The organism is Craterilacuibacter sp. RT1T (genome assembly GCF_023502145.1).
Taxonomy (GTDB): Bacteria; Pseudomonadota; Gammaproteobacteria; order Burkholderiales; family Chromobacteriaceae; genus Craterilacuibacter.
The window spans coordinates 15266-28103 of record NZ_JAMFLI010000003.1 but is presented as its reverse complement, the minus strand read 5'-3'; the positions used below and the strand labels follow the sequence as shown (position 1 = coordinate 28103).

The window sequence follows — 12838 nt, the reverse complement described above, 5'->3', positions numbered from 1 at the left end:
TTCAACTCAGACTCAGAGGGAACGCGCCACTTCGACGATTTCGTATGCCTCGAGCTGGTCGCCCTCATGGATATCATTGAAGTTCTTCAGCATCAGGCCGCATTCGTAGCCCTGCTTCACTTCCTTCACGTCATCCTTGAAGCGCTTGAGCGAATCCAGTTCGCCGGTATGCACAACTACATGGTTGCGGATCAAACGGATCATGGCGGAACGCTTGATCAGACCATCGGTCACCATACAGCCGGCAATATTGCCAACCTTGGACACAGAAATCACCTGACGGATCTCGACCGTACCCAGGATCACTTCCTTCTTCTCTGGTGCCAGCATGCCCGACAGCGCTGCCTTCACTTCGTCTACCGCATCGTAAATGATGTTGTAGTAGCGAATATCTACGCCTTCGTTCTCGGCCAGCTTGCGTGCCGCCGCATCCGCACGGGTATTAAAGCCGATTACGATAGCCTTGGACGCAATGGCCAGGTTGATATCGGATTCGGTAATCCCGCCCACACCGGAGTGCAGGATATTGACGCGAACTTCGTCGGTCGACAGCTTCTGCAAGCTGCCTGCCAGTGCTTCGTACGAACCCTGAACGTCTGCCTTGATAATAATGGACAGGTTCTGGATCTCGCCCTCGGCCATCTGGGCAAACATGTTTTCCAGCTTGGAAGCCTGCTGCTTGGCCAGACGTACGTCACGGTATTTACCGGCACGGAACAAGGCGATTTCACGCGCCTTCTTCTCGTCGGTCAGTACCATTGCATCTTCACCAGCTTGCGGCACGTCGGACAGACCCAGAATTTCAACCGGAATAGCTGGACCGGCAGAATCAACCGGCTTGCCGTTCTCGTCAATCATGGCACGGACGCGGCCAAATGCCGTACCCGCCAGAACCACATCACCCTTTTTCAGAGTACCGGACTGAACCAGCAAGGTCGCAACCGGACCACGGCCCTTGTCCAGACGGGCTTCAACAATAATACCCTTGGCTGGCGCATTAACCGGCGCCTTGAGTTCCAGCACTTCGGCTTGCAGCAAGATGGCTTCCAGCAGGCCGTCGATGTTCTGGCCCATTTTGGCCGAAACTTCGACGAACTGGGTGTCGCCACCCCAATCTTCCGGCACGACTTCCTGGGCAACCAGTTCCTGACGGATACGCTCCGGGTTGGCGCCCATTTTGTCGATCTTGTTGACCGCTACGACCATAGGCACACCGGCGGCCTTGGCATGGTGGATCGCCTCAATCGTCTGCGGCATCACGCCATCATCGGCAGCCACTACCAGCACCACAATGTCGGTTGCCTTGGCACCACGGGCACGCATGGCGGTAAACGCCTCGTGACCCGGGGTATCGAGGAAAGTCACCATGCCGCGGTCGGTCTTAACGTGATAAGCACCGATATGCTGGGTAATACCACCGGCCTCGCCCGAAGCCACTTTAGCGCGACGGATATAGTCCAGCAGCGAAGTCTTACCGTGGTCAACGTGGCCCATCACGGTCACAACCGGCGGACGCGAGATTTGCTCAACGGCAGCCGCGCTTTCGTCTTTCTCCAGATACGCTTCCGGATCATCCGCCTGTGCCGCCTTAGCCGTATGCCCCATCTCGCCCACGATAATCATCGCGGTATCCTGATCCAGCACCTGGTTGATGGTAACCATCATGCCCATCTTCATCAGCACCTTGATCACCTCGGCGGCTTTAACAGCCATGCGGTGAGCAAGATCGGCAACGGTAATGGTTTCTGGCACCAGCACTTCATGAATGATAGGCTCGGTTGGCGCGCTAAAGGCATTTTGCCCGCTATGCTTGTTGCGGCCACCAGCCTTCTTGGACTTCCAGCCGCCGGTGGTATCTCCACCCTTGGTTTTCAGGCCACGACCACCTTTTTTCTTGTCATCCCAGTCGCGATTGCCACCCTTGCCACCACCTGGCTTTTTATCAGGCGAACGCGGGCCGCTAGGCGCAGCAGCCGGTGCAGGTGCGGCGACGGCTGGACGGGCACCCGCAGGTGCACCGCCAGCACGAGCCGGCGACGAAGAGACGGACTGACGATTAGCCGACGGGCGCGCCGAACGTACCGAATCGCCACCACGACGGTCTTCCGGTTTAGCAGGCGTAATGCCAGCGCCGGATGGCTTGGCAACCGGCTCAGCCTTAGGCTTGGGCGCAGGTGGCGGCGGTGGTGCATTCTTGGCGGCAATAGCAGCCTGGCGGCGCGCTTCACGCTCCTGCTTTTCGCGCAGCATCGCTTCCTGGCGAGCACGCAACTCGGAATGGCGACGTGCTTCAGCTTCACGCGAAGCAATTTCTTCTGCCGACAAGATGGACTGCGGAGCAACCGGACGCGCAACCGGCGCAGGCTTGGCTTCGGCTTTTTCCACCTTAGCTTCTACCTTGGGCTTGGCCGCAGGCTTAGGCTCAGCCACAGGCTTGGCAGACGGCGCAACCGAAATAACCGGCGCAACGGGTGCAACCTTGGCTTCTACCGGCTTGGCTTCGACCTTAGCTTCGACCTTAGGCTCGGCTTTCGCTTCAACCACAGGCTTGACTTCAACTGCAGGCGCAGCAGCGGGTGCTGGCGCAGCGGCCGGCACGGACTCTTCCGGACGCGCTACAACACGCTTCTTGCGCGTTTCAACCTTGACGGTGCCACCGTCGGCAGTGCGGATCTCGCTGGTCTGCTTACGTGCCAAGGTGACATTTTTATCCGCAGCCGCACCATGTGCCTGCTTCAGATGCGCCAACAGGCGGCTCTTATCCTGTTCGGTCAAAGTATCACTGACAGCCTGCTTGGCCACACCGGATGCACGCAACTGCTCAAGCAGGCGCTCCGGTGTCAGCTTAAGCTCAGCTGCAAATTCTTTTACATTAGTTAATGCCATTCGTCTTCCTACAATCTGTTAATTCTGCTTGATGCTTACTGGGCAAACCAGTGCTCACGCGCTTTCATGATCAGAGCGCGGGCAGGTTCGGCTTCCATACCGGTCAACTCGACAAGATCGTCCACGGCCAGATCGGCCAGGTCGTCACGCGTCGTCACACCGTTTTCAGCCAGCTTGCGCACCAGTTCGGCATCAAGGCCTTCCAGATTGCGAAGCTCATCTTCCACACTCTCCACCTTTTCTTCGGTGGCAATTGCCTGCGTCAGCAATGCATCACGTGCACGGCTACGCAAGTCATTGACGAATTCCTCGTCAAATCCGTCGATTTCCAGCATTTCGGAAATCGGCACATACGCCACTTCTTCCAGCGAGGTAAAACCTTCCTTCACCAACACGCCCGCCAGCTCATCACTCAGATCCAGCTGGCTAATGAACACCTCGCGCAACACATTGTCTTCGGCCTGGAGCTTCTCCTCGGCCTCCACCACGGTCATGATGTTGATGTTCCAACCGGTCAGCTCTGCCGCCAGACGAACGTTCTGGCCGCTACGGCCGATGGCGAACGCCAATTGCTCTTCCTCAACCACCACATCCATCGCATGATTGTCTTCATCAATCATGATGCGGGTCACTTCCGCCGGCGACAGTGCATTGATCACGAACTGGGCCGGATCGGGTGCCCACAGTACGATATCGACACGCTCACCGGCCAGCTCCTGCGTCACGGCCTGGACGCGCGAACCACGCATACCGATGCAGGTTCCTTGCGGATCAATACGCGGATCATTGGCTTTAACGGCAATCTTGGCACGCATACCCGGGTCGCGGGCCGCTTCCTTGATCTCCAGCAGGCCTTCTTCGATCTCAGGCACTTCCAGCTCAAACAGCTTGACCAGGAAGTCGGCGCTGGTCCGCGACAGCACCAGTTGCGGACCACGACCCGCGCGGTCAATACGCAACAGGAAAGCGCGCACACGGTCACCCACCCGCAGATTCTCCTTAGGGATCATCTGGTCACGCGGCAGCACGGCCTCAAGCTTGCCGCATTCGACAATGGCATTGCCACGTTCGATGCGCTTGATGGTGCCCGATACCATATGCTCACGACGCTGGAGGAAATCGGTCAGCAGTTGCTCACGCTCTGCGTCACGGATTTTCTGCAAGATGACCTGCTTGGCAGTTTGCGCACCGATACGGCCGAACTCGACCGCTTCCATCGGCTCTTCAACCAGACTTCCCACCTCGGCACGCGGATCCTTTTCCCGCGCCATCGCCAAAGTCATCTCACGATCTTCAGATTCGAGAAGCTCGTCCTCGACCACCAGCCAGCAACGGAACGTACTATACAGTCCGGTCTGACGATCGATCTCGACACGCACTTCCATGTCGTCTTCAGCTGTGAACTTCTTTTTGGTTGCCGAAGCCAGCGCCTGCTCCAAAGCAGAAAATACTACATCCCGGCTAACGTTCTTTTCGCTAGCCAAGGCGTCAACCAGCAACAAAATCTCGCGACTCATTCATTCCTCCGGATACATTGTCCTTTTTGTGAGAGAAACGCCTGTCCTGAATCAGAACTCCGGCTCTATGCGAGCCTTGTCGATATTGGACAGTTCGATCTCCACAATCCGGCCTTCCACTTCAAGCTTGAGCACACCATCCTCAACGCCCGACAGACGACCGGTAAATTTCTTTTGCTGCTCTACGGGCAGTCGTGTGCGCAGCTTGGCAAGCTGTCCCGCGAAACGCACAAAATCGGCCTCCTTTTTCAGAGGGCGATCTAGACCTGGGCTCGATACCTCGAGCCGGCTGTAATCGATATTCTCCACCATGAACAAACGGGTCATATGATTGCTGACCGACACGCAGTCCTCAATCGTTACGCCACCTTCTTTGTCCATGAAAACACGCAAGCCACCACCCGGGGTCAGCTCAACATCAACCAACTCAAAACCCAGGCCCGGCAGGGTATTTTCCAACAGCAGACGTACATCCATTGCATTTTCCACAAATAAAAAATGGGCGAACCGCCCATCACTAAATATCGGTTAGTGTAACCCATTCAGCGCAAAAAGAAAACGCCAAGCCTGTATTGCATAACACACCATGCAAGCATGACAAGAGACAATTTTGCACTAGGCATTTAGTTAAGGTAAATTGCAGAAAAAGAGCACCGGTGCGCGTATACCGGCCACCAAAAACACGATGGAGAAACAACAGGATATGGAAAAAGTCTGGTTCAAGAACTATCAGGCGGGCGTCGCACACGAAATCGACATCAATACATTCAAGTCTATTGTCGAGGTTTTTGACGCCAGTGTAAGCAAGTTTCGCGATCGTCCTGCCGTAGCCTGCATGGACAAGGTGCTCAGCTATGGCGAACTGGATCAACAGGTCAGCCACTTTGCTTCCTACCTGCAAAACACGCTTAAGCTCGCCAAGGGCGACCGCGTTGCCCTGATGATGCCCAACCTGTTGCAGTACCCCGTTTCAGTTTTCGGCACTTTGCGCGCAGGCTGCACCGTCGTCAACGTCAATCCGCTTTATACCCCGCGCGAACTGGAACACCAGCTTAACGACTCAGGCGCCGAAACCATCGTTATTCTGGAAAACTTCGCCAACGTACTGGAAGACGTAATCCGCCGCACCAAGGTCAAAAACGTCATCATCGCCTCCATTGGCGACATGCTGGGCTTCCCCAAAGGCGCCATCGTCAACTTCGTCGTGCGCAAAATCAAGAAAATGGTTCCAGCCTGGCATCTGCCCGGCCATGTCCGCTTCAACGACGCACTAGACAAAGGCAGCAAGCAGGCTTACCGCAAAGTCGATATCGGCCATGAAGACATTGCCTTCTTGCAATACACCGGCGGCACAACCGGCGTATCCAAAGGTGCCATGCTGTTACACCGCAATATTGTCGCCAATATGCTGCAAGCCGGCGCATGGATCAAACCGGGCATACGCGAAGGGCAGGAAGTCATCGTTACGGCCTTACCGCTCTACCACATCTTCTCGCTGACAGCCAATTTGATGGCTTTTACCGAAATTGGTGCACTGAATGTCCTGATCAGCAATCCGCGCGACATCCCCGGCTTCGTCAAAGAACTGAAGAAGTACAAAATCACGGCCATTACCGGGGTAAATACGCTGTTCAATGCCCTGCTGAATAATCCGGAATTCAAGACGATTGATTTTTCCAGCTGGCGCCTGTCGCTGGGCGGCGGCATGGCGGTACAGCGTGCGGTTGCCGAGCGCTGGAAGCAAACGACTGGCGTGACACTGGTGGAAGCGTACGGCCTGACCGAGACCAGCCCGGCGGCCTGCATGAACCCGCTAAACCTGAAAGACTATAACGGCACCATCGGTCTGCCGGTACCCTCTACCGACATCCAGATCCGCGACATAGACGGCAAAGAAGTCGCCCAAGGAGAGGCTGGCGAGCTTTGCATCAAAGGCCCGCAAGTCATGAAAGGCTACTGGCAGCGCCCGGACGAAACCGCCAAAGTGATAGACAAGGATGGCTTCCTCGCTACCGGCGACATGGCCGTGATGACACCTGATGGCTTCGTCAAACTGGTAGACCGCAAGAAAGACATGATACTGGTGTCCGGCTTTAATGTTTATCCGAACGAAATCGAAGATGTGGTGGCGTTGCACCCTGGCGTACTGGAAGTGGCCTGCATCGGCATTCCCGATGAGCGCTCGGGTGAGGTCGTGAAAGTCTTTGTGGTACGCAAAGATCCGACGCTGACTAGCGATGCCGTACTTGAGCACTGCCGCCAGAACCTGACCGGCTACAAGGTGCCCAAGTCTGTCGAATTCCGCGACGAGTTGCCAAAAACCAACGTCGGAAAAATACTGCGCCGCGCGCTGCGCGACGAACAGATCGGCAAAACAGCCTAAGCCCATACAAAGCCAAACCATCCCAAACCCCGGTCGCGCCCTATTAACACATGGCGTCCGGGGTTTTATATCGAAACAGCCACGCTCTGCAGCCGGAGTTCCCCCATGCTGATGCTGCCTTTCTTGAAGTTGATGGCTGAAAAAAAAGCCAGCGACACCTTTTACACCAGCTTTGCTCCCGTCCAGATTAAGATTGACGGCACGGTACGCCCCGTCAACGACAAACCGCTTAGCCCGGAAAATGTTCAGCATCTGGCCTACAGCCTGATGAATGAACGTGAAATCGAAGATTTCGAACGGGAGATGGAAATGAACTTTGCCCGTCAGGTCGAAGGGCTGGGCAATTTCCGCGTTAATATCTTCCGCCAGCGTGGCACGGTCGCAATGGTTATCCGCCATATCGCGCCCAAAATCCCTTCGCTTGACGAGCTCAACCTCCCCTCTACGTTGCAGGAACTGATCCGCCACAAACGCGGCCTGATTATCGTCGTCGGCGCAACCGGCTCGGGAAAAAGCTCGACCGTTGCCGCCATGCTGAATCTGCGCAACCAGACGCAGAGCGGCCACATCCTGACGATAGAAGATCCGGTCGAATTTCTGTTCAGTCACCAGAAATCCATCATTAATCAGCGTGAAATCGGCATAGACAGCCACTCGTATACTGCCGCATTGAAAAATGCAATGCGGGAAGCGCCGGATGTGCTGATGATAGGCGAGATCCGTGATGCAGAAACATTGACCCATGCCATTAACTACGCCCAGTCAGGGCATTTATGCATCACCACCTTGCATGCCAACAATAGCTACCACATGCTCAACCGCATCATCAGCTTTTTCCCGGCCGAGTCGCGCACGGCCTTGCTGATGGATCTGTCGGTCTCTCTCAAGGCCGTCATTTCGCAACGCCTGGCCCCCAACCCCCAGGGTAAGCTGATACCTGCGGTCGAATTGCTTATCAACACGTCGCACATTGCCGAACTGATACGCCATGGTGAGGTAGATAAAATCAAGGATGCCATCGAGGCTTCAATGTCCGATGGTGCTCAGACCTTCGAGCAATCACTGTTCAAGCTTTACAACGCCGGACAGATCAGTCTGGACGAGGCGATGAAAAATGCCGACTCGCCCACCAATTTGTACTGGCTGATCAACCACGCCACAGAAAAGAATAAAACCCCCAGACCAACACCCACCCCGGCCAGCAGCCCCGACCTTCCGGACTTTGCCGGTTTCACCCTTAAATAAGCCCCGTCACCATGATCACCCTTTACGGCATACCTAATTGCAGCACGGTAAAAAAAGCCCGCCTGTGGCTGTCCGAACACCAAGTCGACACCTGTTTCCACGACTTTAAAAAACAGGGCATTGACGAGGCCACCCTAAAGCGCTGGCTGGAGCGCACAGATCTGGCTATTTTGATCAACCGTAAAGGAACGACTTGGCGTGCGCTGAGCGAGCAAGACAAGGCATGCGCCGATAATGCGGATACGGCCATCGCCCTGATAATGGAAAAGCCTTCGCTCATCAAACGCCCGGTTCTTGAATACGGCACGCTGCTGATTGTTGGATTTAACGAGAACAACTACAGCCAGCACCTAGGTCAACAGCACGACGGCGAATAAAGCATACTCTCACCTGTGGCATCAGGTTTTAGCCTCCACACTGGCGAAAATCCTGATGCCACACCCCAAAGCGCACTTGCGTGCGCCCGGCTATCGCCACGCGCAAACAGCCCTCTCTCTCGCGCAGCAAGCCCCGCAAAACCTGCTACTTTAAGCATATTGAATGCAACGGTGCCAACCTGAATGATCAGGCTGGGCCTGCTATTTTGCTTCACCAGAGAAGGCATTGGCGCGAGCGTGTCTGTTCTCGTCCCTAGTCTGAATGAGATATCTACCTGACAGAGGTATGATCCGCGCCATGGAACTTGAAATCATTAAAATATTTACCGCATTGCTCGTATTGGTTAACCCGCTGGGTGCAATACCTGTTTTTATTAGTCTGACCCCGAATTCATCACAAGCAGAACGCAAAGCCATCGCCAAAACGACGGCATCGACCGTCGCCATTGTTATGATCGTTTTTGCTCTGGTCGGCGATGCGCTGCTCAAATTTTTGGGCATCAGCATCGGCTCGTTCCAGGTTGGCGGCGGCATGCTGCTGATGTTGATCGCCATCTCGCTGATGAACGCCAAATCGTCTCCGACCAAGACGACCAAGCAGGAGCGTGAAGAAGCCGAAGCCAAAACCAATATCGCGGTCGTACCTATGGCCATCCCGCTGATGATGGGGCCGGGAACGATGTCGACAGTGATCATTTATGCCAGTGCCGCCAAGGGGTGGCTGCAACTCCTAGCACTGATCATCAGCGGCCTCTTGGTAGCGGCTGCCTGCTATGTCACCCTGGTACTGGCAACACCTATCGGCCGCATCCTGGGCCAGACCGGCATCAATATCGTCAACCGGGTCATGGGTATGATTCTGGCCGCACTATCGGTAGAAATTATCGTGGACGGGGTTTACCGCCTGTTTCCACAGCTTGCCCGCTAAACACCAGGTGGCACAGGACTTTTCTGTGCCGCCCTTTTTTTGCCTGCTTTTCACCGATCAAGCAAACAAATACGGAACACCAAGCCCATTGGCCTGATAAAAATCAGTTGCGCATGATTAGCGGTTAAAATACCGACCCTCTCCTACGGCAAGACAAGTGCGCCATGAGCAAACATGCTTTTTTACGTCTGGCACTGGTGCTGACCCTTTGTACGCTGGTCGCGGCATTTTTCGCACTGGGCGGCAGCGAATGGCTGAGTCTTGAGCGCATCCATGCGCATCTGGGGCAGTGGCGCAGCGCCGTAGCGGCAAACTATTTTGCCGGCATCACCATCTACTTTACGCTTTATGTGCTGGCGACTGCCCTGTCGCTGCCCGGCGCGACCTTGCTCACCCTGCTGGGCGGGGCATTATTTGGCCTGACCGCCGGCACCCTCATCATTTCCTTTGCCAGCACACTGGGTGCCACCCTCGCCTTTTTATCGGCGCGCTATCTACTGCGCGACAGCGTCGAGCGCCGTTTTGCCAAAGCCATGGCCACGGTCAATACCGGCATCTCACAAGAAGGCAAAAGCTATCTGTTTGGCTTGCGTCTGGCACCGCTTTTTCCCTTTTTCGTCGTCAATCTGGTCATGGGGCTCACCCGCATGCGCGTGTCAACCTATGTCTGGGTCAGCCAGCTGGGCATGCTGCCGGCCACCCTTGTCTACGTCAATGCAGGAGAGCAACTGGGTACGCTGCAAAGCGTGTCCGGCATTCTGTCGCCGCTGATGCTGGCTTCTTTCGTCTTACTGGCCATCCTGCCGCTCGCCAGCAGCGCACTATTGCGCCGCTACCGCAAACAGGCACGCTTGCGCCACTGGCGCAAGCCCAAACAGTTCGAAACCAATCTGGTGGTCATAGGTGGGGGCGCGGCCGGGCTGGTTGCGTCCTATATCGCCGCAGCTGCCGGCGCACGCGTGGCACTGATTGAAGCGCGCGAGATGGGGGGCGACTGTCTCAACACCGGCTGCATTCCCTCCAAGGCCTTGATACGCTCGGCCAGGCTGGTCCACGAGGCACGCCACGCCGCCGATTACGGCTTAAACGGTAGCCTGCACGCACCATTTAGCGAAGTCATGGCACGGGTCAAGCGTGTCATTGCACGTGTCGCCCCCCATGATTCGATAGCGCGCTACACGGCACTGGGGGTCGAGTGCATACAGGGCAAGGCGCAGATTATCTCGCCATGGCAGGTTAAGGTCGGCGAGCGCACGCTCAACACGCGCGCCATCATTATCGCAACCGGTGCCGCGCCGGCCATCCCGCCCATCCCGGGGCTGGACTCTTGCGCGCCACTGACCTCGGAAACCCTATGGTCACTCACCACCCTACCCGAGCACTTGCTGGTCATCGGCGGTGGCGCCATAGGCTGCGAGCTGTCGCAAGCCTTCGCCCGCCTGGGGAGTCGTGTCACCTTGCTTGAAGCCGGTGCGCAACTCTTGCCGCGCGACGATATCGACACCGCAAACAGCATCAGTGCGGCGCTGCAGGCGGATGGAGTAAAGGTGATCTGTCACGCCATCCTTCATCAGTTCAGCCAGAGCAACGGCTGCAAGCAGCTTCACTACAGCCAGCAAGGCCAGACACAGACATTGGCGTTTGATCAGGTATTACTTGCCACCGGACGCAAAGCACGGCTAAGCGGCTTCGGGCTGGAACAACTGGGGCTCTTGGAAGACGGCAAGTTGGTACTGGACGACACGCTGGCAACACGCATGCCGCACATCTTCGCCTGTGGTGATGTGGCCGGCCCCTACCAGTTCACCCATATGGCGGCACAACAAGGCTGGATCGCCGCGACCAATGCACTTCAGGGGCTGCGCCGCTTTAAAAGCGACCATAGCCTGGTGCCGATGGCGGTGTTTACCTCGCCCGAAGCGGCCCGCATCGGCCTGAACGAAAACGAAGCGCAGGCTCAAGGCATCGCCTATGAAACCACCCGTCTGGACCTGGCCGAGCTGGATCGCGCCATTGCCGACGAGGCCAATCGCGGTTTTATCAAGGTGCTGACGGCCAAGGGCAGCGACCGCATTTTAGGGGTGAGTATTGTGGCCGAACACGCCGCCGACATGCTGGCCGAGTGGACGCTGGCCATGAAGCACGGCCTGGGGCTAAAGAAAGTGCTGGCCACCATACATGGCTACCCGACCTGGATGGAGGGCAATAAAGCCGTCGCCGGTCTCTGGCAGCAAGCCCATACCCCGGCGTGGGCGCTGCGTCTGGCACGCTGGTTTTTACGCCGCGCCTGCCACAACCCGCCGCACTAACAGGACAGACATGAAATACACGCTACTTGCCACGCTCGTACTAAGCCTGCTCAGCCCCGCCGCGCGTGCCAACTGGGAGCAGACGCTGGCACAAGCGCGCGGCCAGACCGTCTATTTCAATGCCTGGGGTGGCAGCGAGGCGATTAACCGCTATATCGCCTGGGCCGGCAAGGAAACGCAAAAACGCTACGGCGTCAGCGTCAAGCATGTCAAAACCGCCGACACGGCCGAAGTCATCCGCCGCATCGCGGCGGAAAAAGCCGCCGGACGCACGCAAGGCGGCAGCGTGGACCTGGTCTGGATCAATGGCGAAAACTTCCGCAGCATGAAAAATCAGGCGCTATTGTCGGCGCCCTTTGCCAAAGACCTGCCCAACTGGCGCTATGTCGACTTGAAAAAGCCGGTGGAGCGCGATTTTGCCGAACCCACCCAGGGCTTGGAGTCGCCATGGGGCGGTGCCCAGCTGACTTTCATTGCCGATCGCAGCCGTGTGCCCGCGCCACCAGACTCCATGACCAGCCTGCTGGCCTTTGCCAAAGCCCATCCGGGACGGGTCAGCTACCCCAAGCCGCCACAGTTTCACGGCACCAGTTTCCTGAAGCAGGCGCTGCTGGAGCTGGCCCCCAACCCGACGCTGCTGCAACAGCCGGTCAGCGCGGCGGTTTTTGCCCGGGAAACCCGCGCCTTATGGGCCTACCTTGATCAACTGCATCCTCTGCTGTGGCGCAAGGGTCAGGCCTTTGCCAGCTCCGGCGAGCAAACGCTGCAGATGATGGCCGATGGCGAACTGCTGCTGGGCATCAGCTTCAACCCGAATGAAGTGCCCAATCTCATTGCCGCCAAGCGCCTGCCCAAAACGGCCTACAGCTATGGACACAAGGGCGGCACGCTGGCCAATGTGCATTTTGTCGCCATCCCGTTTAATGCCAGATCGGCCGCCGCAGCCAAGGTGCTGGCCAACTTCCTGCTCTCGCCCGAAGCACAAGTCAAAAAAGCCGATGTCGCCATCTGGGGTGACCCTAGCGTACTGGATCCGGCCAAGCTGCCGGCCGCACAAGGCGCGGCCTTGCGGCAAAGCGCCGCCGGCAGCCTGCCGGCCAGCGTCAAGACACTGGCCGAACCGCACGCCAGCTGGGTGGATGCGCTGGAGAAAGAATGGCTGCGCCGCTACGGCAAGGCAGGCGGTGCCTGAT

The 12838-nt window shown here is 57.0% G+C and carries 9 protein-coding genes; 6 read left to right on the top strand and 3 right to left on the bottom strand.

Going from position 1 to position 12838, the window contains the following annotated elements; translation table 11 throughout:
* Window positions 1-12: 12 nt before the first annotated feature.
* From infB to rimP, 3 genes are read right to left on the bottom strand one after another with little or no spacing between them, the layout of a single operon-like run.
* The gene (gene infB, locus M3P88_RS06485) at window positions 13-2886 is read right to left on the bottom strand and encodes a translation initiation factor IF-2 (RefSeq protein WP_249615233.1); all 2874 of its coding nucleotides are present in this window, start codon (window positions 2884-2886) and stop codon (window positions 13-15) included.
* 35 nt (window positions 2887-2921) lie between these two features.
* Window positions 2922-4403 carry a transcription termination factor NusA gene (gene nusA, locus M3P88_RS06480; RefSeq protein WP_124734570.1) on the bottom strand — a complete coding sequence of 494 codons (1482 nt, stop codon included), beginning with the start codon at window positions 4401-4403 and terminating at the stop codon, window positions 2922-2924.
* Between the two features lie 51 nt (window positions 4404-4454).
* On the bottom strand, window positions 4455-4880 hold the full coding sequence (gene rimP / locus M3P88_RS06475) for a ribosome maturation factor RimP (protein WP_124734571.1): 426 nt from the start codon (window positions 4878-4880) through the stop codon (window positions 4455-4457).
* Window positions 4881-5106: 226 nt separating this feature from the next.
* Between rimP and fadD the strand changes: the two genes are divergently transcribed.
* The 6 genes from fadD (at window position 5107) to M3P88_RS06445 (ending at window position 12837) form a co-directional block, all read left to right on the top strand.
* Entirely contained in the window at window positions 5107-6786 is a 1680-nt protein-coding gene (gene fadD, locus M3P88_RS06470) for a long-chain-fatty-acid--CoA ligase FadD (protein WP_249615519.1), read from the top strand.
* Between the two features lie 105 nt (window positions 6787-6891).
* Window positions 6892-8031: a PilT/PilU family type 4a pilus ATPase gene (locus M3P88_RS06465; RefSeq protein ID WP_249615232.1), complete on the top strand. Its 1140-nt coding sequence runs from the start codon at window positions 6892-6894 to the stop codon at window positions 8029-8031.
* An 11-nt stretch (window positions 8032-8042) separates the two neighbouring features.
* Entirely contained in the window at window positions 8043-8408 is a 366-nt protein-coding gene (locus M3P88_RS06460; protein WP_249615231.1) for an arsenate reductase, read from the top strand.
* Window positions 8409-8706: 298 nt separating this feature from the next.
* Window positions 8707-9336: a MarC family protein gene (locus M3P88_RS06455; RefSeq protein ID WP_249615230.1), complete on the top strand. Its 630-nt coding sequence runs from the start codon at window positions 8707-8709 to the stop codon at window positions 9334-9336.
* A 164-nt stretch (window positions 9337-9500) separates the two neighbouring features.
* On the top strand, window positions 9501-11645 hold the full coding sequence (locus M3P88_RS06450; RefSeq protein WP_249615229.1) for a dihydrolipoyl dehydrogenase family protein: 2145 nt from the start codon (window positions 9501-9503) through the stop codon (window positions 11643-11645).
* A 10-nt stretch (window positions 11646-11655) separates the two neighbouring features.
* Entirely contained in the window at window positions 11656-12837 is a 1182-nt protein-coding gene (locus M3P88_RS06445) for an ABC transporter substrate-binding protein (protein WP_249615228.1), read from the top strand.
* Window position 12838: the final 1 nt, after the last annotated feature.

What these genes read in the sequence shown, in the direction of transcription:
- M3P88_RS06460 (WP_249615231.1), top strand. Translation starts at nt 8,043, where the DNA reads ATGATCACCCTTTACGGCATACCTAATTGCAGCACGGTAAAAAAAGCC.
- M3P88_RS06450 (WP_249615229.1), top strand. Translation starts at nt 9,501, where the DNA reads ATGAGCAAACATGCTTTTTTACGTCTGGCACTGGTGCTGACCCTTTGT.
- M3P88_RS06465 (WP_249615232.1), top strand. Translation starts at nt 6,892, where the DNA reads ATGCTGATGCTGCCTTTCTTGAAGTTGATGGCTGAAAAAAAAGCCAGC.
- fadD (WP_249615519.1), top strand. Translation starts at nt 5,107, where the DNA reads ATGGAAAAAGTCTGGTTCAAGAACTATCAGGCGGGCGTCGCACACGAA.
- M3P88_RS06445 (WP_249615228.1), top strand. Translation starts at nt 11,656, where the DNA reads ATGAAATACACGCTACTTGCCACGCTCGTACTAAGCCTGCTCAGCCCC.
- M3P88_RS06455 (WP_249615230.1), top strand. Translation starts at nt 8,707, where the DNA reads ATGGAACTTGAAATCATTAAAATATTTACCGCATTGCTCGTATTGGTT.
- infB (WP_249615233.1), bottom strand. Translation starts at nt 2,886, where the DNA reads ATGGCATTAACTAATGTAAAAGAATTTGCAGCTGAGCTTAAGCTGACA.
- nusA (WP_124734570.1), bottom strand. Translation starts at nt 4,403, where the DNA reads ATGAGTCGCGAGATTTTGTTGCTGGTTGACGCCTTGGCTAGCGAAAAG.
- rimP (WP_124734571.1), bottom strand. Translation starts at nt 4,880, where the DNA reads ATGGATGTACGTCTGCTGTTGGAAAATACCCTGCCGGGCCTGGGTTTT.